Below are 23,817 nucleotides of genomic sequence, written 5' to 3' on the forward strand. Positions count from 1 at the left end.
TCTCTTGAGGTGTTCGGAAGTTCGTTGAGGCTCGCTTTCCGGGCGAACCGGAAGGCCGCTGTCGCCCTGTTGATCATCATGGCGGTCAACGCGGTGGGCACATCGGCGATCGGTCTTGCCCTCGAACGCCTGGTCAACAGCGTCACCAAAGGGACCCTGTCCGGTGTGATCCTCGCGGCGGCCCTCGGCGCGCTGTGCCTGGCGCTGCTGGAGGTCGGCTTCCGGGTGCAGTTCAGCCTCAGGCTGGAGGTCTCGGCTCGGGTCAACGTTCTGGTGCAGGAAGAGATCGCCACTGCAGCGGCCACGCTCACTACACTCGAACACCTGGAGGACCCGGCCTACTTGGACCGGATCACCGTCCTCAGGCAGGACTCGGAGTGGCTGGCAGACTTCTGTTGGACGCTCTTGGAGACCGTTGCCATCATCGTCCAGATCTCGGTCGCGGTGGCATTGCTGGCGCTTGTCTCCCCACCGCTCACCGCACTGCTCGTCCTGGCCTTCCCACCGGTTCTGCTCACGCGCCGTGCTCAGCGGATTGCGCAGCGGGCGGCGGAGGACGCGGCGGAGGACGCGCGGCTCTCCGCGCGCCTGCTCACCATGAGCACGCGTTCTGACTCGCTCAAGGAGATCTGCGTCAACAACGCGGCGCCGGCTCTGCGCGCCAAGGCCGCCCAGGCGTGGGGTTCATCGACCCGCACCCGTGCACGTGGCGAATTCCGGTCCGCGGCGCTGAACCTGTGCGGATTCCTCATCTTCACCGTGGGCTTTCTCGGCGCGCTGGCCTATGCCGTCGCAGAAGCACTGTCGGGGCACGGCACGGCCGGCGGAGTCATCCTCGTGATCACCCTGGCAGGGCGTCTGCAAGCGCAGGTCGGGCACGGCGTCTGGCTGATCGGCCGGCTGACGAAATCCATGCTTGTCGCCGATCGTTACGTATGGCTCCGGCAGCGGCTGGCCGCGGACACCCGCGCCGGCCTCCCGGCACCAAGGAAGATCGAGCGCGGTGTCGTACTGGACGGTGTGAGTTTCCGTTACACCGGCGGCACCGAGGACGTACTACGCGATGTGAACCTAGAGATCCCCGCCGGCTCCGTCGTCGCTGTCGTCGGCGAGAACGGCGCTGGCAAGACGACGCTCGTCAAGCTGCTGAGTAAGTTCTACTCGCCAACCGCCGGATCCATACGCTTCGACGACGTGGACCTGACCGACATCGACACGGTCGACTGGCGCCGGAGTATGAGCGCGGCCTACCAGGATTACGCTCGGCTGGAGTTTCTCATACGGGAGAGCGTCGGACTGGGCGAAATCGGCAGCATCAACGACGACGGGGCGATCCACCGGGCGTTGCGCAAGGCCGATTCCGACGAGTGGGTCTCCGAACTGGAGCACGGTCTCAACACCCGTCTCGGAACGACCTTCGATGGGGTTGATCTGTCCCTCGGGCAATGGCAGCGATTGGCGTTGGCCCGCTCTTCCATGCGTTCTGGCCCGTTGCTCCTCGTCCTGGACGAGCCGACCGCCTCACTGGACGCGAGGACCGAACACGACCAGTACGAGAGGTTCGCGGCCCTGGCGAAGGAGGTGGGGCAGGCGACCGGCGCTGTGACTCTGCTGGTGTCCCACCGGTTCTCCACTGTCCAGACGGCGGACCTGATCGCGGTGGTCAAGGGCGGTGAGATTGCCGAGTTCGGCAGCCACCACGAGTTGATGGAAGCGAACGGGTTCTACAGCGAGATGTACCGCGTACAGGCGCAGGCCTATTCGTGACGGCTTGGCAGGGACACGGAAGCGCGTACGGGGGCGGGATGGACTTCTTTGATCTGCATCACTCGGACGACGTGGCGTTGGTGAACGGTGACGGTCCGCATCGCACGTGCCGTGAGCCGATCCGTATGTCCGATCGGGCCGGTCGGATGGTTCGGTTCCGTTGCTGACCCGGACGAGCACGCTGATCTGGGGTGGCGATTCCGTCCAGGCGCTATCGTCGCGCCGCCGGCACAGTTGCGGGACCTGGGATGTGATGACTCCTACCGCGAGGTCGGACCGGCCTTACCTGGAATTGAACGGGAAAATCAATTACCGCACTGCTTGCTGAGGCGGTGGCGGTGCGGGATGCCAAGAAGGCGGATATTAGATGGAACTGTGGTGTCAGCCACCGGAGATGGACGATCTCCTGCGGGCCGTTGGGGATCATGCGGAGATCACTGGATTCCGTGCGATGTCCGGCGCCTCAGGCTCGCGCCCGCTCATCGTCATGACCACCACCGGGTTTCTCGGAGGCCCGGAACTGCGGCGTCACTGCCATGAGCAAGGAACAGTGGCGGATTTCGACACCCTCACCGTTGACGACGTCGTGCTGGACCTGCTGTCCCCGGACGAACTGAGCAAGTTGGTCACGAACTCCTCGGAAGGCGCGTTCTCCAGGTTCGTCACACCTGAGGGCGACTTGGAGACCCAGTTGGTCACCATGTGGGAATCTCTCCTGGACTTCACCCCGATTGGTGTCCTGGACGACTTCGTCGAACTCGGGGGTGAATCGATGTCCGCGCTGGAGATCGTCGTCCAGGTGTCCCAGAGGTGGGGCCGGGACCTGAACCTCGTCGACGTGGTCGACGCTGCTTGTATTCGCAATCTGGCGCGTCTCATCACCGCGTCGCCCGCCAACGCCGATGAGACCTGACTCAATGTCAGGCGACACGGCCCCCAGCGACCGGATTCCGGCTGTGGATATGCCTCCCGGCCGCTCGGACCTTGCTCCGGAGCTGCGGGGGATGTGCAATTTCCGCGACTTGGGCGGTCTTCGCCGGACCGATGGGACCAGACTGCCCTCCGGTTGGCTCTTCCGCTCGGACGCGCCGACCGCGGACTCGGCCGCCGACCTCGACCGGATACGGGCTCTCGGAATCCGCACGATCGTCGACCTGAGGTCTGCAGAGGAGCAGCCGTCGTGCCCGCCGGCCCTCAGATCAACCTGCGCCTATGTGTCTATGCCGATCGACAGGGTCGAATGGGCGGACTCCGCCCTGGCATCCGAGGATATGGCTGACTTCCTCGCAGGACGATATCTGCGTCTCGCTGCACAGTGTCTGACGGACGACGATCGGCATCTGGGTAGCGCGCTGAACGTCCTTGGGCTTCCCTGTGACCAGCCGCGGATTGTCTGGTGCGCTGGGGGAAAGGACCGCACGGGCCTTGTCACGGCGATCCTTCTGCGTCTGCTCGGCGTTACCGACGACGACATTCGCGCGGACTACGCGCGCAGTTCCTTTGCTGCGGCCGAACTTCGCCGACGCGCAAGGGTTGAGACTCCCGCGAAGGCCGGCCGAGCCGTTTCGCCTGAGGAGCGGCGCGCCGCCCTGCGCGGGCGACTCGCCTCGTTCTCCGAAGGAATCGGCCGCCTGTCGAACCCGGCGCCCCCCGAAGCGATAGGGCTGTTCCTGGCGAGTCTGTCCGCACGTCGTGGCGGAGTGGAGTCCTACGCGGCCTCCGTGGGCGCCGACATGGAGACAATCGCTATGACACGACGATGGTTGTCAGCTCTCGCTGTGGCCCCCTGACGCCGTCTACCCGACCTTGCTTCGAGAGGGAATACGACCAGATGAAGATCCTCATCTCGGTGTCTGACCAGGTGTGGGGTCGCAAAGACCAGTACGTGATCGACGCCATCATCGGGTTGCTGGCCTACGGACACGCGGTCTGCCCGGCTGTCGAGGAAGGAGGCACGATGGCAGCGGAACTGACGCGGCGCGTCATATCGCAAATGAGGGTCTCCGCGTTCTGTGCCAATCCCCGTGAGGCGGCCGAGGCCGACGTGCGCTGGCGTGACGAAACCGGAAGCGGCTTTGTCTTCGTCCCGGTGAACTCCCCGAACACCGAACTCCCCGCGACTAACCACCTCCTGGTCAAGGCAGTCCTGACGGCACAACGTGCGGAAGATCCGCTCAAACTGTCGGCCGGGCGTGACCGGGATCTGGTCAACCTCTTCTACGCCGTGGGTGCTCTAGTTCCCAACCGCCCGAAGGCGATGTGCTGATGCGCGTCTTGGTGACAGGAGGGGCCGGATACGTCGGCTCGTTCGTGGTGCGGCACTTGCTGGAGCGCAACCATGACGTGCGGGTGCTGGACGACCTCAGCACAGGGCGGGCCGAGGCTGTGCCCGATATCGCTCCCGACATCGTGAACATCCGCCACGCTCAAGACGTCGCAGCCGTCGTCCGGTCCTTCGCACCCGAAGCCATCATCCACTTGGCCGGGCTGAAATCCTCCGCCGAATCGGTGCAGCGTCCCGATCTCTACTACGACGTAAACGTCACGGGTACGTCCGCTCTACTGCGAGCCGCCAAACGCCACGGGGTCGAGCGCTTCGTGTTCTCGTCGTCCTGCGCGGTGTACGGTAGCCCGCAGGTCTGTCCGGTGGACGAGCACGCCCCCACCGAGCCGCAGAGCCCCTACGGTGAGACCAAGCTTGCCTGTGAGCGGATGCTGCAGTGGCATGCCAGGGTGACCGGCATGAGGTGGGCCGCGCTGAGGTACTTCAATGTGGCGGGGGCCGCAGCGGACGGCTCGCTGGGCGAGTTCACCGGGCCACATACCGTCCAACTCGTCCCCTTGGCCATCAAAGCGGCCAGAAGCGGTGTACCGCTCAAGATCTACGGTGGAGACTACCCGACCTTCGACGGTACGGCCGTCCGCGACTACCTGCATGTCGTTGATCTGGCCGAGGCACATGTGCGCCTGATCGAGGGCCTCGAGACACCTGAACTCAGCGGAGTCTACAACCTGGGTACCGGCCGGCCGGCGAGCGTCCTGGAGATCGTGAAGATGATCGAGCAGGTCTCCGGCTGCCCCGTGCCGTATCATTTGGCCCCGCGCCGCAACGGTGATCCGGCGTTCTCATGGGCGGATTCGGAACACGCCCGCCGGACCTTCGACTGGGTTCCACAGCGGAAGCTCGACGAGATCGTACGCTCCGCCTGGCTGTGGCACTCCTCCGGACGGTCGGGCGAGGCCTGATGGACCTCTTGCTGATCAGGCACGCTCACGACGACCGGGTCGGACCGCACGCTCGGCGGTTGTCGGCACTGGGCCGCGCACAGTGTGCCGCCCTGGCCAAAACGCTGATCGGATCACGCGTGGACGAGTTGTGGACCTCGCCCCGCTCCCGTGCGGTCGAGACCGCCCGCGAGATCTCCAGGACACTACGACTGCCGCTGCGGACAGACCCGCGCATCGAGGAGATAAGGACCGCGCGGCCAGAAGATCCGGACGTACTACCGCCGCGCGAACGCGTCGGCGTGACCCTCGCCGACGGGACGGAGGATTGGAACGCCTTCCTCGATCGCGTATCCGCGTTCGTGAGTGAACGGTGTCTCGGTTCGCATGATGACCGCACGGTCGCGGTGGTGACGCACAGTGGTGTCTTCGACGCGGTCCACGAAGTCCTCACCGGCAGTGGGCGACGTATCGAGCTGGAGATCGCGCACACCGGCTTCACCACGTGGCGTCACCGGCCCGGCTCGTCCGCGGGCACCTGGCTCCTGCGCCGCCACAACGACGTGGCCCACCTTGCCCGCGAGGGGCTTCTCACCGATGCCGACCAAGTCGAACGGAGACCGTGATGAGCCAGTACCGAGGGCCGCGACTGGTCGTGCTCTGCGTGGACGGGGGGTTGCCCAGTGTCGTGGGGACGTGGAACTTTTTCTCCCCGCACCGTCGTTTGCCGGACTCGCACGACAGCGGAGCCACGGCCCTGCGCTCGGTTTTCCCCTCCTCGACCGCGCCGGCCCACGCCTCGTTCCTGACCGGTGCGCACCCCACAGAGCACGGAGTGATCGGTAACCGGTACTGGACGGGTGAGCCGGTGGCGGAAATCTGCCGTCGCGCCGCCAACCCCTTGCTGACCCTGCACCCCTACGACGCTGCTTCCCTCACCGCCCCCTCCCTCGTGGAGTGGCTCGCGGACCAGGGGGCGAGGGTCGCGGCGGTGCACTTCCCGCAGACTTTCTCCCAGATTGCGCCCAGCCGCGCCGTCTCCAGTCTCTATTGCCTTTACGCACCGGCGAGGCGGGTCCTCGTGCCCCTGGCGGACGGCACGGACCGGGAGACCGTGCAGGCGGTCTACTTCGACGAGAGTCTCCCGCTCACCGCCCGCGTCCCGTCGGGCGGTGGGGCGCAGACCGTGATGTTCTCCATTGGGACCGCAGGACCCGAAACCGCCGTACCGGTCGCGGGCCGGACCGTCCAGGTCGACGCGAGGATCACGGAAGGGAACCTCTCTGTCCCGGTCAGATGCGAGAAGGTGGCACACGGAACGGCCGAGCTCGTGCTCGGGACGGCGGTTCTCACACTCTCCTTCGGTGCTGTCGCCGCTCGTGACTTGCGCTTCCCGGGCTGCGGAGGACCAAGCTCACTCGGAATCGAGTACACGGCCAACCCGGAACACGATTTCCACGAGTCGCCGAGCGCGCCGTGGATTCGCGATTCCGCGCTTGACATCGTGGCAAAGGACGAGCCGGACGTCCTGTTCCTGCGGTTCAACCAGGCCGACCATGCCCAGGAGTTCCTCTACTGGTACGCGGCGCGCTCCGGCGGTCGCGAGGCAGCCCTCGCCCGCGAACAGATCCTGAGCAGCTATCAGACCATCGACGCCTGCGTCGGCGACATCATGCGTGAAGTGGGCGACCAGGCCGACTACGTGCTGTTCTCCGACCACGGAATCGACTACGTCGAGACCCACCTCCAGCCCAACGTCGTGCTGCGCGAACTCGGCCTTGACACAGGGATGATCTTCCAGGGCGACAGCAACATCGCCTACCTCTACGCCGACCGACCCGTGTCCCAGACTGATCGCAGGCGTATCATCAACGCCTTGGCCGCAGTCGATACGACCGTGCGGCCCGCTGACGCCGTATCCCATGCCGTACGACTGCCGTCGGCTCCCGGCAGGACGGGAGAACTCCTCATCACCTGTGGTCCGCACAGGGAGTTCGACTACGGGTTCTCGGGGCCCGCCGGGGTAGCAGTTCGCTCCGCCTCACACGGCTATTTCCCCTCGTACCCGGCGATGAACGGCTTCTTCCGCATGTTTGGGCCCCGAACAGCGGGTCATGAAGCGCCGGGAGCAATTACCGACGTGGCCGATCTCGTCAAGAACCTCTGGTTGCGAGGCCAATAGGCCCTCACAGCCGGCCGAGCTGACACTACTCACGAATTCCTTACTGACACCACGGGACACTCACATGAGCTCACTTTCGACACCTCTTCTCTTCGCTGGGGGAGGAAGCAGGCCGCATGCACTTCCCGTTGGCCTGTCCGACCTGGGTGAGTTCAAGCTTCCCGAACAGGCGCTGCTCAGCCCGGACGGCGAGCTCGTTGCCGTCACCGTGCGGTGGGTGGACGAGGACCATGACCGGTGGACGACCCGTCTCGAAGTCGTCTCCAGCACGGGGCATGCCGGTGCCGGGGGTCCGCTGGCGGTTATCGAGGGAGCCGACGCGCCGTGCTGGTCGCCGGACGGCACCCGACTCGGCTACCTGGCCCGGAACGAAGGCTCAGACCGCTCGGGGCGGGCTATCCACGTCTGGCGGCGTGAAGACGGCACCAGCTTTCGGCTGACCGAAGGGATGACGGCGATTTCGCACCTGTCCTGGTCGCCGGATGGCGAGGAGTTGGCCTTCGTGGCAGCCCTTCCCGAAGAGGCCGCCCGGTCTCCCCGCGGAGGTGAGCGGCCATATCGACGGACCGATCCTGTCGTGGTCCGGGACTTCGGATACAAGATGGACGGCGTCGGCCTCGTCCCGGAGGTTCACCGCCACCTGGCCGTCGTGAGCGCGACCACAGGAACCGTGAGGAGGCTGACCTCCGGCGCATTCGACGTCCAGGCTCCCTCCTGGTCGCCAAGCGGCCGGACCCTGGTTCACGCCAGAATCCATCGGCACCGCCACGGGCCGACGGCGGTATGCGAGTTGGCCGAGGTTGACACGACCTCTCTGTCGAGCCGGAAGCTCGCCGACTGGAAGGGCACCATCGCCTGGACCGGCCACATACCCGGCGGCGACGTCATCTTCGCCGGGCAGACGGGCGTGGGTCCCTGTCGGCAGAGCAGCCTGTACACCCTGCGGCCGGGTGAGTCCGCCCCTCAGGACCTGCTGCCAGACTTCGACAGGCGTGTCATGGCCTCCGGCCGCGGTGTCACCCCGGCTGCAGTATTCGTCCCGGGCGGACGACTGCTCTTCTGCGCTCGCGAAAAGGGATGCACATGGGTGTATGCCCTGACGCTTGCCGACGGCAGTGTGACGCCCTGGGTGTCGGGCGAATCCACGGTCGTGCAGTGCATGGACCAGGCGAGTTCCTCGGGAAGGCTCGCCCTCGTCATCAGTAACGCCGGGTCGCCGGGCGAGGTCTACACGGCCGATGAGCGGGGAGACGACATCACACCCGTGACCGCGCTGAACCGGTGGCTCGAAAACCGGCACGTAACCGCGCCTGAGGATTTCTGGGTCGAGTCGCCCGCCCATGAACGCCTCCACGGCTATCTTCTCCGTGGTCGGCCCGCCGGAGTGCCGGGTCCCACTCTGGTGGATATCCACGGTGGCCCGGACAACGCTTGGCGCCCCGCTTTCTCCCCGTACTACCTCTACCGTCAGCTCCTGGTGGACCGCGGCTGGAACATCCTCATGCTCAACCCCCGCGGGAGCGACGGCTACGGAGACGAGTTCATGTCGAGTCCGCTCGGCCGGCTCGGGTGGAGTGAGGAGGAGGATTTCACTCTTGCTCTTGATGCCCTCGTCCGCGCGGGTTTGACGACCGAAGGCCGTATAGCGGTCATGGGGTCCAGCCACGGCGGGTTCATGACGAATTGGCTAATGGCGCGGACGGAAAGGTTCGCAGCGGGAATCAGCGTCGCCGGTGTGTGTGACTGGAAGAGCCTGCACGGTACTTCGTCGCTCGGCGACATCACTGTGCCCATTCTGCTGGGCGGAACGCCGGCCGAGGTACCCGAACGGTATGTGTCCAGTTCACCGTTGACCTATGCCATGGGTGTGACCGCTCCGACCCTCCTCCTGCACGGCGAGGAGGATCTGATGAACCCCATCGGACAGAGTGAGCAATGGTTCACCGCACTGCGCGGGGCGGAACGCGAGGTCGAATTCGTTCGGTATCCGCAGGCCGGCCATCTGTTTATGTACAACGGAACGATAAGCCAGCAGAAGGACTACGCCCAGCGGATCGTGCGATGGCTCTCCCGACACGTTGGTGAGCCCACCACCCCTGGCTACCGGAGCATCGGCGCGGAGGGCCGCTCCTCGGAGTCGGCCGCGATCTTCTCTTCGGAGCGGGAAGGAAGTCAAGGATGAACCCCGATACGGACTGCCGTTCGCTCGTGGACGTGGTCTGGGAGCGTGCCCGTCGTGATGCGGGAGGGCGGGCTGTCGTCGAGCTTGGCGACGATGTCGACGTCACGTTGACCTGGGCGGAGCTGGTGGACCGGGCCGACCGGGCCGCCGCGGTACTCCTCGAACTCGGAGTACGGCCGGGAGAGAACGTGGTGGTGCAACTGCCCAACTCCATCAACTTCGTCGTCATGGCCCTTGCGACCCTGCGGATAGGTGCCGTCTGCTGCCCGGTGCTCCCCGTCCTCGGTCAGCGTGAACTGGGCCATGCCCTGGCACGTTCCCGTGCCCGGGTGCTGGTGGTCGCCTCGATGTTCCGCGGACGTGACCAGGCGGCCGAAGCGATGGACATGGTCGACTCTGGCCTTGCCCCCCATCTGCGTCACCTCCTGGTCAGCTGTGATCCGGAACCCGCCCCCGCTCATGGAGGGACGCGGCCAGACGTGTCCGCCGTCACCCGGCGCAACCTGCAGACCGCGATGGAACACGCCCCCGTGGAGCTGTCGGCCGGCAGCGTCGCCACGAACGCGGCGGACGACATCGCGCATCTGATGTTCACCTCCGGCACCACGGAGGAGCCGAAGGGTGTACCTCATCGAATGGGGACATTGGACCGTGCGGTGGCCCTGATGAGCCGCCGCATAGGTCTCACGGAGAAAGACGTCGTGCACATCGCCTCCCCGATGGCCCACCACAGCGGATTCCTCTACGGGATGTGGCTGTCTCTATCGCTGGGATGCGTTCAGGTGATCCAGCCTGTCTGGAACGCTGACCGAGCACTACGGGCGTTCGCACTGTGGCAAGGGACTTTCATGCAGGGGACGGCGCCCTTTCTGGTCGACATGGTCGACGCGGTCGACCGCGGCGTTCCGGTGCCCCGATCGCTGCGCACCTTCGTCATCACGGGCTCGGCGGTTCCCAGAGCGCTGGCGACCCGAGCGCGTGAGCTCTTGGGAACGCACATCTGTGCAGCCTGGGGAAGCACCGAGACTTGTATGGCGACTCTTGCCGCCCCCGCGGACGACCCACAGACGGTCGAGGACGGCTATCCGCTTGACGGAGTGCGTATCAGGGTCGTTGACGAGAACGGCGACGACCTGGGCCGTGGACGGGAGGGACACCTGGAGGTCACGGGACCGTTCGTCTTCACGGGATATCTCGACCGGGACGATCTCAGCCGAGAGGCGTTTAGCGCGGACGGCTGGTACCGCTCCGGTGACCTGGCGGTCATCAAGCAGACAGGACACGTGCGAATCACCGGTCGGGCCAAGGACATTGTCAACCGGGGTGGTGAGAAGATTCCGGTCAACGACATCGAGCAGTTGATCCTTGCCCACCCTGCGGTAGCCGATGCCGCCATCGTGGCCATGCCGGATCCGCGACTCGGCGAACGTGCGTGCCTGTTCGCCGTGGTCGTCGAGGATGGGACTGTGGACCTGAAGGACATTCAGATCCACTTGGAGAAGAACCGGGTGACCAGAAATTTCTGGCCAGAACACATCGAGATCGTCGATGTGCTCCCGCGGAACCTCGCCGGCAAGGTACAGAAGTATCTTCTCCGAGAGATCGCGCAGAAGATCTGAGACAGATCCCGGGACGATCAGGCCCGGTGGTCAAAATCGTTCTGAGATGTCAATCGCAGGTGGGACCGTGGGGGAGACCCGGCGACATGGCGTTGCGGTCACCTCATGACTGTCCCGATCTACTAAGGGGAAAACGATGCTCGACGAGCACGAGATAATTGATATGTTGAAACTGAGGGGGAAAGATCAGGAGGAACTTTTCGCGAAGGCGCGGAAAGAGCGGCAGAGGGTATTCGAAAATCGTGTGGTGCTGCGCGGTGTCACGGAAATCGGGAACACTTGCCGGGTCAACTGTGAATTCTGTCCTATGCGGCGTGAAAACACGCGGGACAATGCAACCTTCCTTGCCGACGAAAAAACCCTGATCGAGTCGGCTGAAGATATCAAAGACAGCGGAATCAACGTCGTCTTCTTTCAGGCCGGCGAGATCCCGCAGACCACGCGTGTCGTGGGTTCGGCGCTGCCAACAATCACGAAGATGTTCGATGGTGACGTTGAGATCTTGCTGAATCTGGGGAATAAGAAGAGAAGTGAATATGAGTGGCTGCGGGAGCAGGGGGCCACCAGTTACATCATCAAGCATGAGACTAGTGACCCGGACCTCAACCTCCGCATGAGGCACGAGACTCTGGAGAGCCGCCTCAAGTGCATGTCGGACCTTCTGGAACTCGGATTCAAGGTAGGTTCCGGCGGGATCATCGGACTTCCCGGGCAAACTTTGGAGAGCATTGCGCGAGACATTATTCTCGCACGTGACATGGGAATCCATATGTGCAGTTTCTCGCCCTTCGTGCCTGCTCCTGAAACTCCTCTCGCGCATCTTGCCCCCGGCGACGTGGACACTACCCTCAACGCGCTCGCGGCCAGTCGGCTGGTGAGTCCTGATTGGCTCATCCCCTCGGTCAGCGCACTGGCTAAGAACAGAAAAGACGGACAGAAGAGCGGCTATCTGGCGGGGGCCAATGTTATGACCGTAAATTTCACGCCGAAGCGGGACAGTGAACGTTACCTGATCTATGGCAAGAATCGCTTCGTTGTCCGCCCGGGATACGGCTCAGGACTGTTGGCAGAGCTCGGACTCGTTCCGGGACGCTCCGTCTTCGCCGGCAAGGAAGCGCTGCCTGAATTCGCATGAAACTGAAGTGCCGTGATGGCAGGATTGGGTCGACGCGCAGTTGAAAGGATGTAATGAAAATGGCGAAGCCCGGCTCCTACGTACTCGGTGCTACCTGTGTTGCCTTCGAGGCGCGTGGCAGGGTTCTGCTGAACCTTCGGCGTTCACCGGAACGTTGGGAGTTGCCCGGCGGGCTTGTGGAGACGGGCGAAGCGATCCACGATGCGGCGGAGCGGGAGACGTTCGAGGAAACCGGTGTCGTCGTCAGGGTCCGGGGCCTGATCGGTATGTACCAGCATCCGAGCCGGGGAATCTTGGCAGGTCTCTTCGTCGCTGACCACGTCACCGGAGAGCCTGGGCCGAGCGACGAGTCGATCTCTGCCGAGTGGGTGGAGGTCGAGACCGCGCTGGACAGGCTCCATCCGCTGTACAAGCCTCGGTTGCAGGACGTCCTGGCCGCCCAACGAACCGCCACGCTTCGAATTCACGAAGGGCAGAGACAATTGGCTCAGTTGCTTCCCTGCGACAACCCGGCAGCGCGGCGCGGGGGTCGGACCTCGGGCCCCCGCTGCGAGCTTCGGGCGACGATGCCGGGGGAACGGTCGTGAACGGCGCGTCCGCATCCCCCCGTCGCGCACTGGCGGCAGAGCGGGCGGGGCAGAGTAGCTTGCCGTCGACCCCGGCCCGGCTGGAAGACGGATTCTTCGCCTCGGCGGCCCGGGTCCCAAACCTGCCGGCGGTGACCACCGCCACTGCCACCTGGAGTTACCGGGAGCTGAGTGAGATGTCCGCTTCCTGGGCGACCGCACTTCACGAGGCTGTAGGAGGCCGTCCGCAGCGTGTCGGCATTTTCGCGAACAAGGAACTGGCCGCCTACGCGGGTATCCTCGCCGGGCTTAGGGCCGGCGCGACCGTCGTGCCTCTCAACCCGGAGCATCCCGACGCTCGGTTGCGGAAGGTGATCCGCTCCACGCGACTCGATGCGGTCCTCGCGGCAGGCACCTCGCCGGAACGCATCAGGGAACTCGTCTCCGCCGTCGACGATCCGCCCCGTCTTGTGCTGCCGTTCGTCCCCCGTTCAGCGGCCCGGTTCTCAGGAATGCTGAATGCCGTCGACATCGAACGGTGCGCTGCGACGGATTTCCCACGGCAGGCCGACGACGGCCGCCCAGCCTACCTGCTTTTTACTTCCGGGACAACCGGTGAACCCAAAGGTATCCCGATCTACCACAGGAACGTAACGCACTTTCTCCGCACGGCGGCCGAACGGTACGCCTTCACCGAACTCGACCGCTTCAGCCAGACGTTCAACCAGACGTTCGACCTCTCATTCTTCGACATGTTCATGGCGTGGGGGTGCGGAGCTGGCATCTTTACCATGGGTCCCCGCGACATTCTGGAACCGGCAAGGTTCATCACGCGTCAGAGCCTTACTGTGTGGTTCTCCGTCCCTTCGCTGATCGCGCTCATGCGGCAACGGCGCGCACTTGTGCCCGGGAGGTTTGACACTCTCCGCTGGAGCCTTTTCTGCGGCGAGGCTCTCCCGGAGCGGTTCGCCCAGGCCTGGCACGAGGCCGCACCCGGCTCGGTCATCGAGAACCTGTATGGCCCCACGGAGGCCACCCTCGCCTGCATGTCCCACCGCTGGGTACCCGGCGCGTCAGGTCGGCTCGCGGTGAACGGCAACGTTCCGATCGGCGTGGCGAACCCGGGGCTCGACCTGAGGCTCGTCGATGACGATCTGCGGACGGTGCCCGCAGGCAGTGAGGGCGAGTTGTGCGTCGCCGGACCCCAGGTATTCTCGGGTTACTGGAGTGGTCCGGGTGAGGGTGGTACAGCACTGTGCCGGCTTCCCGATGACTCGGATGGTCGGGATCGGTGGTACCGGACCGGGGACGTGGTCCGGGAGATCGAAGGGTCCCAGTACGCCTTCGTCAGAAGGCTTGACACTCAGGTGAAAGTCCGGGGGCACCGGGTCGAGATTGCCGAGATCGAGGCGGTACTCAACGGACTGGACGACGTAATCCACAGCGCAGTCGTACTCGCTCACCCCGATAAGATCGAGTCAGCCGAGCTGGTCGCTTACGTCGTTCCCCGGTCCGGCACCACTCCTGTCGCGAGCCGAATGATCGCCCGTATGCGTGTAGACCTTCCCGCCTATATGGTCCCAACACGCTGGTCCTTTGTTGAATCCTTGCCCCTCAATGGCAATGGAAAAATTGATCGGAAGCGACTGACCGGAGACGCCCGAGAATCTCTGATTGCCGTATCCGCTGAGAAGCGTAGTTGAAGTGGGTGGGGGCTTGTTGAACGCGAAGATCCAATATGGATTCCAGCTAGAGATCGATCTCCCCTGTCTCCTCGACGTCAAGAATGATCGGCATTATACGGAGCTGATCACTGATGAGGTATGAAAAGGCTGACGTAGGAACGGTCGGTGTGCTGGCACGCTGGAATACCTTGATCGGTCGCCTGGTCGAGGAGATCAAGGTTCGTGTCGTCCTGCAGGAGAGAACGAACGACTGCGGGCCAGCCTGTGGAGTAATGGTCCTGGCCCGTCATGGCAGGCGCGTCAGCCTGGAATCTGTCCGGCAGCGGGCTGATCTGCGGCCTGACGGCCTTTCTGCGCGGGAAATTCTTAATCTGCTCGAATCGTACGGCCTGGCCGGGCGGGCGGTGAGGGTCGCGGTCAGCAACCTTCACCGGTTGCCCCCCGCCTGCATTCTGTTCTGGAAGCAGAGCCATTTCGTTGTCCTCGTCGCGGCGAATAAACGTCGCGCTACGATCATAGATCCCGCTATAGGCCGTGTTCGTCTCTCAATCGCTGAGGCAGAACGCCATTACGGTGGGGTCGCTATCCTCTTCCAGGAGAAAAAAGCTCCGTCAAGCGATGCAGAGGAAGGCGATGCTGAAGGAGAAATTTCAGCAAGCACGAATCTCTCAGGGCTGTGATCTCCTCAAGACTGCTCGATAACGGCTCTCCCTTTCTTCACCTGTGGGGCTTTGTTTCGAGTGAATAGATCGCGTGGTTTTGGACCCGCGCGGCGATTCATCGTTTAACTTCACGTTTCCATAAAGCGTCCAGACCTTGGACTGCGTGAAAAGCGGCCGGGACAGCGGATGGCGCGTGGAGGCAGCGACTGCATCGACGTCGGGGCGCCGCGTTTCCTTGAGCAGTCAAAAAGCTAGCGGACAGATGAGCGCCACGCACATGTCGATTGAGGTAGGAGATGCGAGCGTGAACGAGCCGCGAGATTCGTTGGTGGCTGCACAGGGGAAGACCTGCCGCGCACCGTGGACATTCTCATCGTGGGGAGCGGCATGGTCGGATCGACGTTCGCCCCGGATGGTCGCGAACTGGTTCCGCGGACACATGTTCTGATGGTGGAGGTGGGGCCGCGGCTCAGTAGACAGCCGGGCATGCATATCCACAACCTCGAGGGCGGACCGGCTGTGAACGCGAACGCGGACGGTACCGCTCGCAGGGGCCAATGGCAGTGGGCGGGCCAATGGCGGCAGCACAAGCCGTGCCGGCGCCGGGTTCGGTGCCGGCACGTGGGAGATTTTTCAGTAACCCGCACGCGGTTCGGGAAGGCTGGGCGGACACCCTGTCGGCGATGTCCATGTCCAGAAACGTAGGCGGGACTGGGCAGCCACTGGGGGACTCCCACGCCGTTCCCCCGAGGGCGCGAGCGGATCGGGCGCATTCCTGTTGAGGAGTGGGCAGATCGCCGAGATCAACCTGAAGTAACTCCAATCTGTAGCATCCAGGCATCCTGACGTGTGCTATTGATATATGTTTTGATCTGCTGCTAGGTTTCCCCTATGTCTGAATTGTTTAATCTGGAATCTGAGATCGTGGACAGGGTCCTGAAGATTCCGGATGCTTTCCGTGAGTTCAGCGTCCCGATTTCGGTAGCGAAGCGGATATTTGGCCTCGACGAAGCCCTCCGGTCCAGGTTGCTCGATCTCGGGCTACCTCATCGAGGGACAGCTCGCGATACGCACTTTGATCCATTGGACTTGGAAAACATTGGTACCTTCTTGCGACTGCCGGCTCTGCATTGGAGCGCCATGCGGCTATGGTCCAGATCCTTGGCCAAGCCGCGATCTCGACAGCAGCATCCCACCTGTCAGGTAAAACTTCGCTGGAAATGTCCCGCTCCCGGGCATAGCGGTGAATGTCATTTCTCTATCTCGCCGGAATTCAAACGGGCCTTAGGAATAGTCAGTTTGGTCGGCAAAAAATCCATAACTTTGGACGCCGTCATCGAGAATCGGGCCCACGATTTCGGACTTGCGTTGGATCCTGTTATCCGTGAGGCGGGAACTCTAATTTATCACCGGCTGCCGCCCGAGCTCATCGACGACACCGGGTTCCTTCGTGAGCACCGTCTTGCAGACTGTCGTTCCGCTACCGGGCACCTGGTTCATATTGCCAACAGATCAGGACTCAATTCACGGCCAGCCTGGGGACTGTTCATGGCTGGCCCGTATCCCGTCATCCATGCCTGGCCGGAGATCGAGCAGGCTGGTGCTTGGGTTCCGGCAGACCCGTTCTTTTTGGCCACCCTTCAGCAATGGGACGTCCTCTCCGGAACTGATTGGCCCCTTTCTCGTGCTCCGCAAGGCGTCCTATGGAGACTTGGAGTGAAGGGTGGCTTAAATTTCCATATCGTGTACCACGGGCAAGGCGGCGCATCCATCAGTCTTATCGCACGTTGGCAGGAGTGAAAGGTTAATGACTATGTCTGAGGCTTACCGATCTCAATTCTCCTCCCGTACTCACAGCATTCCGGCGCATCCTAGTTCTCTTCTGGATGTGCTGCGCTTCCGAGCGCGTTTCGATGCCCACCACACTGCGATCCACGAGTCGAGTGGTGCGTCGATTACATACCAGGAATGGGATACCCGATCCCGTATCCTGCGGGACGGCCTGTACGAGCTGGGGGCAAGGCCTGGTGACCACGTGGGTCTGGTGTTTGACCGCCGCGACTGGATCGGCTTCGCTGTCACCTACCTGGGAGTGATGCGCCTCGGTGCCGTGCCTGTATCGATCGAGAACCACGACGAACGGATCGAAGCACGTATCCAGCACGCCCAGGTCTCCATCTGCGTGGTGGGCAACCACGTTCACCGCGAGGGCAAGGATTGGTACCTGGTAGACGAGGTGGCGGACCGTGCCCGTGAGCCTCAGGACGATGCCGATCTAGGATCCGGCAGCGTGCTCGATATCGTCTACACGTCGGGGACGGTGAGCGGTGGCTACAAGGCCGTGCGTTGCCGTCATTCCGACTGGGTCAGCGTTGCTCGCCTGATGCCGATTCGCCGTCAGCGAGTCTGCGTACATTCTCTTTACCAACCCCATAGTTCTGCCGGAGTCCACAGTGTCCTGATCAACCACCTGGAACGCGGTGTGCTGAGTGTGGTGGCCACCCCGCCGACGCGCTACGACGATGCGGCGGACGCGCAGTACACCGCCGATGCGGTATCGATCCACCGTCCGCACGAGCTCATGCTGACACCTTCACTGGCTGGCACCTTGGTCGGTCTGAACCTGATTGACCCAGCCACATTCGCCAGCGTCCGCTATCTAAAGTTCGGAGGCTCCCCTCTGCCTCTGGACATCGGTGACGCTGTGCAGAAGCTGCTTCCCAAGGCGCGGATCATGTCGATGTACGGCACGACGGAGGGGGGGAAGGCCGTACTCATGAGCGTGTGGGACCGAGAGAACTTCGACGTTCTCGGGCCGATGAGCTCTGCTACCTCGGTCCGGGTCATCGACGCCGACGGCAAGGAGGTGGAGGCCGGCCGGACAGGCGAGATCTCGATCAAGGCCGCCAACTCCTCGGGAAAAATCGAGTACTTCGGTGACATTGCGGAGACGAAAGCAGTCTTCGAATCGGGCTGGGTCCGTACGGGTGATCTCGGGTATATCGATCACCGGGGAATGGTGCACCTGGTAGGACGCAACAAGGAGATGCTCATTCTCCCCAGCGGTTTGAAAGTGAATTCTTTCAGGGTCGAGCGGTTGCTACGCGAATCCCCACTTATCAAGGAAGCGAGTGTGGTGGGCCTGGAGCAAAATGATCAGCCTTACGACGTGATTGCTGCCGCGATCGTTCCTTCTGATACATCGACGCCCTGCGAACAGCTCGTCGGTGAATACAGGCGGCTCACCTCTGAGCTGATACCAGAGCGGACAGTTGTCATCCAGAAATTGCCGAGGAATGCCATGGGCAAGGTAGTCCGAGCGGAAGTGAAGTCTCTCTTCTCCAACCACAAAGAGGGCATCGTCGATTTGCGTGGCGCGTCAAACCCCGCGTAGTGCTCGTAACACGATCTTGGTGGTGTCGTCGAGGCATGGTGTTGGCTGGATCCATGCTGACCCGTTCCGGCAAGCAGCCCAAGCTTAGTACTCCAGCCGGACTTCTGTATCTCTGCTGGTCAACGGCTTGGCGGTGGGGAGTGTAGCGGGGCTCGGCAACCGTGGGGCGGTCTTGAGCAGGCCGTCCCACCAACGGGTGCCCCATGCCGCATGTAATGACTGGGCCACGAGCAGTCCGTTGTTGTGATCCACGATGTATCGACGAACGCCTGGAATTTGGAACTCGAAGAACTCTTCCTACTGACCGGAGCCCGCTTTTTCCGCGTGGAGGCCCGGCGGCGGATGCGGGACTACATCCGTGGACTGCTCGGCCCGGTAGGCCGCAAGAACAGCTGGCAGCTTGCCGAGTACGCCGGTCACGCCACCCCGCACGGCCTGCAGCACCTGCTCTCCCACAGCCGATGGGACTCCGACGGCTTGCGCGACGACCTGCAAGCTTACGTAGCCGAACACCTCGGCATGCCAAATGGTGTGTTGATTGTCGACGACACCGGTTTCATCAAGAAGGGCACCACCTCAGCCGGATTGCAGCGCCAATACTCCGGCATGATGGCGATATTTGGATTTCCCCACCCCGCGCTCAGGGCTGGGGCAAACCTGCTCTGTTGATCTCCCCATCTTTTGTGTGATCCCGTTGGGCGCTTTGTGTGATCTTGGTCGGCGTGTCGGGATGGGGGCGGTGCGTCCGGAAAGCCTGCGCGAGCTACGAGTTCGGCCTGTTCGGGGGCCTGGATGCTCAGCAGGGAGGAAGACGTGGATGCGCATGCGCTGCGTCGGCAGGGCTGGACGATCTCGGCCATCGCCCGGCACCTGGGCCGGGACCGCAAGACGATCCGTGCCTATCTGAACGGTGAGCGGGTCGCTGGTTGTCGGCGTCAGCCCGCGGACGCGTTCGTGCCGTTCCTGGACTACTGCCGTCAGCGGCTGGCGGACGACCCGCATCTGTGGGCGTCCACGCTCTTCGACGAGGTCACCGCGCTCGGTTATGCGGGTGCCTACTCCACCTTCACCCGCGCGCTTCGCCGATATCAGGTGCGTCCGCACTGCGAGCCGTGCAAGTCCTCGACCGGCCGGGACGTCGCGGTGATCGCCCATCCTCCGGGCGAGGAGATCCAGTTCGACTGGCTTGAGCTGCCCGACCCGCCGCAGGAGTGGGCGGTGGGCGGGCATGCGCACCTGCTGGTCGGCGCGCTGGCGCATTCGGGCCGGTGGCGGGCGGTGCTCGCGGAGTCGGAGGAGTTCCCGCACCTGGTCCATGCTCTGGACCAGGTGATGCGCAAGCTCGGCGGGACCGCCCGGCGCTGGCGCTTCGACCGGATGGCTACCGTCTGCTATCCCTCCAGCGGGCAGGTCACCGCCGCCTTCGCCGGGGTCGCGAAGTACTACGGGGCCGGCGTCGACATCTGCCCGCCACGGCGCGGGAACCGCAAAGGCGTGGTGGAGAAGGCCAACCACTCGGCGGCACAACGCTGGTGGCGGACCGTCCCGGACCATCTGACGGTTGAGCAGGCCCAGTCCGGCATCGACAAACTCTCGCTCCGCATGGACGAGCGCCGCCGCAAGGTCGACGGGATGACCCTCACTGTCGCCGAACTGGCCGCCGGTGAGCCGTTGTTGGACCTGCCGGTCCGGCCGTTCCCGGCCGAGATCGAAGTGGAGCGGACGGTCACCGCGCAGAGTCTGGTGTCCTTCCGCGGCAACTTCTATTCGGTGCCGCCCGGCATGCCGGGCGTCCGGGTGCGGCTGGTGCACCGGCTGGGTGAGGACTACCTCCACGTCGTCACGGCCGGCCGGGCGGTGATCGCCCGGCACAGGCGGGCCGTCGACGGCGCGGGCCAGACCGTCCGGGACGCCGGACACGTGATCGCGCTGGAACGGACGGTGCTGGCCGCCTTCACCGACCGGGCTCCGTGCAAGACCAAGGTCCGTCGCCCGCCCTCGGAGGCCGCGCTCGCGGAAGCCGAACGGCTCCGCGGCCGGGCCGCCGCCGGTGATCCGGCCGAACGGGTCGTGATCGACCTGTCCCACTATGCCGCCGTGGCCGACCGGCTGCGGACCGCCCCCAACTCCGAGGAGGAGAACGCGGATTGAGTACGTCACCGATGCAGGTGAGCGAAGCACGCCGCTTCCAGCAGCTGCGGGGCCATCTGTCCTATCTCAAGCTCAACGATGCCGCCGAGGCCCTGAACCGGGTGCTGGACCAGGCCCGCACCGAGCGGATGTCGCTGACCGCCGCGCTGGAGCGGTTGCTGGAGATCGAGGTCGAGGCCACCGAGGCCCGCCGGCTCGCGGCCCGGGAGCGCTTCGCCTGCCTGCCCGAGCCGTGGACCCTGTCCGATTTCGACTTCGCCGCCCAGCCCGGCGTCGACGAGAAGCTCATCCGCGACCTGGCCACCCTCCGCTTCCTCGACGACGCCTCCAACGTCCTGTTCGTGGGGCCGCCCGGGGTCGGCAAGACCATGCTGTCCGTCGCACTCGGGCGGGCGGCGGTCGAGGCGGGCAACCGCGTCTACTTCACCACCGCGGCCGACCTGGCCGCCCGCTGTCACAAGGCCGCGCTGGAGGGCCGGTGGAAGACATGCATGAACTTCTTCGCCGGCCCGAAACTCCTGATCATCGATGAACTGGGCTACCTCCCGCTGCCCGAGGACGGCGCGTCCGCACTGTTCCAGGTGATCAACCAGCGGTATCTGAAATCAAGCACCATCCTGACGACCAACGTCGGCATCGCCGACTGGGCCACCGCGTTCGGCGATGCCACGGTCGCCGCCGCGATGCTCGACCGGCTCCTGCACCGGGCCGCAGTCGCCGGCATCGATGGTCCCTCCTACCGGCTCCGCGGCCACCAGAACCAGGCCGCAACCATCCGAGCCGGGGTGAACGCCCGTGTCTCCTGACACCCCCGACACCACCGAGGTCGAACCCGAGATGGCACGTCGCTGCCCGGTCTGCGAGACCGTCTTCACCGTCGCCTACCCCTTCAGCCGACAGGTCTTCTGCTCACCCACCTGCAAAGCGGCCAACCGCAACAGCAAACCGGCCCGGCAGACTTGTCCGGTCTGCGAGAACGAGTTCACCACCACGGTCGCCCGCCGACGGACCTACTGCTCGGAAGAGTGCCGCGTCGCTGCCCGCACCAGCGAGGACATCCGGGACCGGCGCGTCTGCCTCGTCTGCAACGGCCCGTTCGAGGCCCTGAAAAGCACCCGCCAGATCTACTGTTCCCCGGCCTGCCGCAAAGACGCCGAGCGCCGCCGCGACCAGGCAAGAGACGAAGACCGCGCGCGTCGTCTCGGTGAGCCCGCTTCTCTGCCGTCGTGGCCCGAGCTGCCTCCACCGTCCAAGACTCTGAGCCGGCCCCTTTCGCGTCAGCAAGTGGCCGCGGAACGTGACCCATTGGAACCGACCGCGACCCGCAACTGTCCCCACTGCCAGCAGCCGGTCACCATCGTCGCGCTTCTCGCGACCCCCGAAGCCGCCCGTCCTTCCGTCCCCACCACCAGCCCCGACATCGTTCCGCTGCGAAGGACTCAGTGACCGTCGACCACTGACCGTCACTGATCACCGAGCCCGCCGACCTGACGGTCGGCGGGCTCAGGCCGTCAGCCCATCGAGCGCAACCGATCCAGTTCGCTCCCGATACCGTCCCGCAGCACGTCATGCTGCGGACCCAGCCTGAAGCCCTCGTCACTCCACCGGTCGCCCGGATACAGCCACACAGGCTTGCCCACCAGCTCGGCCGGCTCCCACTCGAACCGCGGCCAGACATGGGCATGCAAGAACGGGTCGGTGTTCCCCAGAATCTCCAGGTTGACCCGGCGGAAGTCGGGGTCCAGGCGTTGGCAGACGCGCTCAACGGCTTCTCCGAGCCGGTCCATGTCGGACAGGAACGACAGCCGCCTCGCCCTCGGCAGATCAGACAGCCGCTGAACACCTGGTTCGTCCACGAGGAGAACCGAGTAACCCGGCAAGAACTGAACGTCGCCGATCACCGCGAACCCCGACTCCAGCCGCCGCAGCACGGTCGGGTTTTCACCTCGCAGAGCAGCCCCGATCCGATCCATCCGCCAGTCACCAGTCATGGCCCCAACTTAGCCACCGGTGATCAAGGCCCGCTCTTCGCTCCCCAACCTCCCCACATACATCAAGAACGAACCAAGCGAGGCGAGGAGCGGCCCCGGCCGTTTTCACGAATCGCCATCAGGCACGGCTGGCCGCACCGAAAACTGCCAGGTCGGGGTGTTCGCCGCCTATGCCACCACCCGTGGCCACGCCCTGGTCGACCGTGAGCTCTACTTGCCCAAATCCTGGACGGAGGACCGAGAACGCTGTCGAGCAGCCCGCATCCCCGACGAGCGCACCTTCGCCACCAAGGGTGACCTCGCCCGCTACATGATCTCGCGCGCCCAGACCTCCCCACTTCCCATCGCCTGGGTCACCGCAGACTCCGCCTACGGACAGGACTCCCACTTCCGGCGCTTCCTCGAAGACGCCCGGCTCCCTTACATCGTCGCTGTCCCCAAATCGCAGCAGGTCCATGGTCGACGCATCGACCATCTCATCGTCCAGGCCCCTCCGGATGCCTGGCAGCGTCTGTCGGCAGGGCCGGGAGTAAGGGCGAACGGTTCTACGACTGGGCCGCCGCCCACCTGCCGGCCGTGATCGAGCCCGACGGTGCCGAGCCGACCCGGCAGCGGTGGACGCTGGCCCGTCGCAGCATCGGCAAGCCCGACGAGATCGCCTACTACCTCGCCTGCGCTCCGCTGACGGCCACCGTCGCCGACCTGGTCCGCGTCGCCGGGTGCCGTTGGAAGATCGGGGAAAGCTTCCAGAGCGCGAAGAACGAGTGCGGCCTGGACCAGTACGAGGTCCGTCGGTACGTGGGCTGGTACCGACACATTAACCTCGCCATTCTCGCCCACACCTTCCTTGCGGTTATGGCTGTGCAGGAGCGTGAAAAAGGGGTGACCGGGCCGACACACCCGACCTCGTCGACCTCACCCCAGCCAAAATCCGTCGTCTGCTGGCAGCTGAACCCCGCCGCCATTCTGCCCGCCGCGACCACGCGATGAACTGGTCCCGATGGCGGCGTCGGCACCAGGCACGAGCCCGACGCTGCCACTACATACCGGCGTGGGCACCCGTTGGTGGGACGGCCGGCTCAAGACCGCCCCACGGTTGCCGAGCCCCCGCTGCACTCCCAACCGCCAAGCCGTTGACCAGTAGAGATACAGAAGTCCGGCTGGAGTACTAGACGCCGCTCGGCCGAGTATCCCGGCCGAGCGGCTGACGGTCGATCCAGGCCGGGCGCCGCGCCAGCTCATAATTGTCTCGGCTGTG

21 protein-coding genes and 1 pseudogene are annotated in these 23,817 nt (G+C 64.4%); 21 read left to right on the forward strand and 1 reads right to left on the reverse strand.

The features are described from left to right. The first annotated feature begins 24 nt into the window (after positions 1 to 24). The 19 genes and pseudogenes from EV284_RS01855 (at position 25) to EV284_RS01945 (ending at position 22,014) form a co-directional block, all read left to right on the forward strand. Positions 25 to 1,767 (forward strand): ABC transporter ATP-binding protein, encoded by a 1,743-nt coding sequence (locus EV284_RS01855; protein WP_130329582.1) that lies wholly within the window; start codon positions 25 to 27, stop codon positions 1,765 to 1,767. A 394-nt stretch (positions 1,768 to 2,161) separates the two neighbouring features. Continuing rightward, entirely contained in the window at positions 2,162 to 2,680 is a 519-nt protein-coding gene (locus tag EV284_RS01860) for a phosphopantetheine-binding protein (RefSeq protein ID WP_165425436.1), read from the forward strand. A 4-nt stretch (positions 2,681 to 2,684) separates the two neighbouring features. Further along, positions 2,685 to 3,557 (forward strand): tyrosine-protein phosphatase, encoded by an 873-nt coding sequence (locus tag EV284_RS01865; protein WP_165425437.1) that lies wholly within the window; start codon positions 2,685 to 2,687, stop codon positions 3,555 to 3,557. Positions 3,558 to 3,598: 41 nt separating this feature from the next. After that, the gene (locus EV284_RS01870) at positions 3,599 to 4,033 is read left to right on the forward strand and encodes a hypothetical protein (protein ID WP_130329588.1); all 435 of its coding nucleotides are present in this window, start codon (positions 3,599 to 3,601) and stop codon (positions 4,031 to 4,033) included. Continuing rightward, positions 4,033 to 5,013: a UDP-glucose 4-epimerase GalE gene (galE, locus tag EV284_RS01875; protein ID WP_130329590.1), complete on the forward strand. Its 981-nt coding sequence runs from the start codon at positions 4,033 to 4,035 to the stop codon at positions 5,011 to 5,013. The genes EV284_RS01870 and galE overlap by 1 nt, the downstream gene beginning before the upstream one ends. Further along, positions 5,013 to 5,618: a histidine phosphatase family protein gene (locus EV284_RS01880; protein WP_165425438.1), complete on the forward strand. Its 606-nt coding sequence runs from the start codon at positions 5,013 to 5,015 to the stop codon at positions 5,616 to 5,618. Before galE ends, EV284_RS01880 begins: the two co-directional genes overlap by 1 nt. After that, positions 5,618 to 7,174: an alkaline phosphatase family protein gene (locus EV284_RS01885; RefSeq protein ID WP_130329594.1), complete on the forward strand. Its 1,557-nt coding sequence runs from the start codon at positions 5,618 to 5,620 to the stop codon at positions 7,172 to 7,174. The genes EV284_RS01880 and EV284_RS01885 overlap by 1 nt, the downstream gene beginning before the upstream one ends. 64 nt (positions 7,175 to 7,238) lie before the next feature. Further along, entirely contained in the window at positions 7,239 to 9,356 is a 2,118-nt protein-coding gene (locus EV284_RS01890) for a S9 family peptidase (RefSeq protein ID WP_165425439.1), read from the forward strand. After that, positions 9,353 to 10,975, forward strand: coding sequence for an AMP-binding protein (locus tag EV284_RS01895; RefSeq protein WP_130329598.1), 1,623 nt, complete (start codon positions 9,353 to 9,355; stop codon positions 10,973 to 10,975). Before EV284_RS01890 ends, EV284_RS01895 begins: the two co-directional genes overlap by 4 nt. A gap of 136 nt (positions 10,976 to 11,111) precedes the next feature. Continuing rightward, positions 11,112 to 12,110, forward strand: a complete 999-nt coding sequence (locus EV284_RS01900) for a radical SAM protein (RefSeq protein ID WP_130329600.1) — start codon at positions 11,112 to 11,114, stop codon at positions 12,108 to 12,110. 59 nt (positions 12,111 to 12,169) lie between these two features. Then, a complete protein-coding gene (locus tag EV284_RS01905; RefSeq protein WP_242625506.1) occupies positions 12,170 to 12,697 on the forward strand; it encodes an NUDIX domain-containing protein in 528 nt (175 codons plus the stop codon). Beyond that, positions 12,694 to 14,379: an AMP-binding protein gene (locus tag EV284_RS01910; RefSeq protein WP_278045801.1), complete on the forward strand. Its 1,686-nt coding sequence runs from the start codon at positions 12,694 to 12,696 to the stop codon at positions 14,377 to 14,379. Before EV284_RS01905 ends, EV284_RS01910 begins: the two co-directional genes overlap by 4 nt. Positions 14,380 to 14,492: 113 nt before the next feature. Further along, complete coding sequence (locus EV284_RS01915) at positions 14,493 to 15,041, forward strand: cysteine peptidase family C39 domain-containing protein (RefSeq protein ID WP_130329606.1); 549 nt, start codon at positions 14,493 to 14,495, stop codon at positions 15,039 to 15,041. Between the two features lie 873 nt (positions 15,042 to 15,914). After that, positions 15,915 to 16,823, forward strand: coding sequence for a hypothetical protein (locus EV284_RS01920; RefSeq protein WP_130329608.1), 909 nt, complete (start codon positions 15,915 to 15,917; stop codon positions 16,821 to 16,823). A 13-nt stretch (positions 16,824 to 16,836) separates the two neighbouring features. Beyond that, a complete protein-coding gene (locus tag EV284_RS01925; RefSeq protein WP_165425441.1) occupies positions 16,837 to 18,417 on the forward strand; it encodes a class I adenylate-forming enzyme family protein in 1,581 nt (526 codons plus the stop codon). A gap of 276 nt (positions 18,418 to 18,693) precedes the next feature. Next, positions 18,694 to 19,023 (forward strand): annotated as a pseudogene (locus EV284_RS01930) (transposase); the annotation flags it as partial. Positions 19,024 to 19,230: 207 nt separating this feature from the next. Then, positions 19,231 to 20,568, forward strand: a complete 1,338-nt coding sequence (locus tag EV284_RS01935) for an IS21 family transposase (protein ID WP_242625507.1) — start codon at positions 19,231 to 19,233, stop codon at positions 20,566 to 20,568. Next, on the forward strand, positions 20,565 to 21,374 hold the full coding sequence (istB, locus tag EV284_RS01940) for an IS21-like element helper ATPase IstB (RefSeq protein ID WP_242625508.1): 810 nt from the start codon (positions 20,565 to 20,567) through the stop codon (positions 21,372 to 21,374). Before EV284_RS01935 ends, istB begins: the two co-directional genes overlap by 4 nt. Continuing rightward, positions 21,364 to 22,014, forward strand: a complete 651-nt coding sequence (locus EV284_RS01945) for a hypothetical protein (protein ID WP_130329614.1) — start codon at positions 21,364 to 21,366, stop codon at positions 22,012 to 22,014. The genes istB and EV284_RS01945 overlap by 11 nt, the downstream gene beginning before the upstream one ends. Positions 22,015 to 22,079: 65 nt before the next feature. Here the strand turns inward: EV284_RS01945 and EV284_RS01950 are convergent, their stop codons facing one another. Beyond that, positions 22,080 to 22,559 (reverse strand): diadenosine tetraphosphate hydrolase, encoded by a 480-nt coding sequence (locus EV284_RS01950; protein ID WP_130329616.1) that lies wholly within the window; start codon positions 22,557 to 22,559, stop codon positions 22,080 to 22,082. Positions 22,560 to 22,578: 19 nt separating this feature from the next. On the opposite strand from EV284_RS01950, the gene EV284_RS33040 reads away from it, so the two are divergent. Continuing rightward, the gene (locus EV284_RS33040) at positions 22,579 to 23,139 is read left to right on the forward strand and encodes a transposase (RefSeq protein WP_242625509.1); all 561 of its coding nucleotides are present in this window, start codon (positions 22,579 to 22,581) and stop codon (positions 23,137 to 23,139) included. After that, a complete protein-coding gene (locus tag EV284_RS33045) occupies positions 23,136 to 23,549 on the forward strand; it encodes a hypothetical protein (RefSeq protein WP_242625510.1) in 414 nt (137 codons plus the stop codon). The genes EV284_RS33040 and EV284_RS33045 overlap by 4 nt, the downstream gene beginning before the upstream one ends. Positions 23,550 to 23,817 lie beyond the last annotated feature (268 nt).

This window comes from Streptomyces sp. BK022 (genome assembly GCF_004217355.1).
GTDB classification, from domain to species: domain Bacteria; phylum Actinomycetota; class Actinomycetes; order Streptomycetales; family Streptomycetaceae; genus Streptomyces; species Streptomyces griseoluteus.

Bases quoted from the DNA above. Each gene is read 5' to 3' on its own strand.
- EV284_RS01860 (WP_165425436.1), top strand. From the start codon at position 2,162: ATGGACGATCTCCTGCGGGCCGTTGGGGATCATGCGGAGATCACTGGA.
- EV284_RS01865 (WP_165425437.1), top strand. From the start codon at position 2,685: ATGTCAGGCGACACGGCCCCCAGCGACCGGATTCCGGCTGTGGATATG.
- EV284_RS01870 (WP_130329588.1), top strand. From the start codon at position 3,599: ATGAAGATCCTCATCTCGGTGTCTGACCAGGTGTGGGGTCGCAAAGAC.
- galE (WP_130329590.1), top strand. From the start codon at position 4,033: ATGCGCGTCTTGGTGACAGGAGGGGCCGGATACGTCGGCTCGTTCGTG.
- EV284_RS01880 (WP_165425438.1), top strand. From the start codon at position 5,013: ATGGACCTCTTGCTGATCAGGCACGCTCACGACGACCGGGTCGGACCG.
- EV284_RS01885 (WP_130329594.1), top strand. From the start codon at position 5,618: ATGAGCCAGTACCGAGGGCCGCGACTGGTCGTGCTCTGCGTGGACGGG.
- EV284_RS01890 (WP_165425439.1), top strand. From the start codon at position 7,239: ATGAGCTCACTTTCGACACCTCTTCTCTTCGCTGGGGGAGGAAGCAGG.
- EV284_RS01895 (WP_130329598.1), top strand. From the start codon at position 9,353: ATGAACCCCGATACGGACTGCCGTTCGCTCGTGGACGTGGTCTGGGAG.
- EV284_RS01900 (WP_130329600.1), top strand. From the start codon at position 11,112: ATGCTCGACGAGCACGAGATAATTGATATGTTGAAACTGAGGGGGAAA.
- EV284_RS01905 (WP_242625506.1), top strand. From the start codon at position 12,170: ATGGCGAAGCCCGGCTCCTACGTACTCGGTGCTACCTGTGTTGCCTTC.
- EV284_RS01915 (WP_130329606.1), top strand. From the start codon at position 14,493: ATGAGGTATGAAAAGGCTGACGTAGGAACGGTCGGTGTGCTGGCACGC.
- EV284_RS01920 (WP_130329608.1), top strand. From the start codon at position 15,915: ATGTCTGAATTGTTTAATCTGGAATCTGAGATCGTGGACAGGGTCCTG.
- EV284_RS01925 (WP_165425441.1), top strand. From the start codon at position 16,837: ATGTCTGAGGCTTACCGATCTCAATTCTCCTCCCGTACTCACAGCATT.
- EV284_RS01950 (WP_130329616.1), bottom strand. From the start codon at position 22,559: ATGACTGGTGACTGGCGGATGGATCGGATCGGGGCTGCTCTGCGAGGT.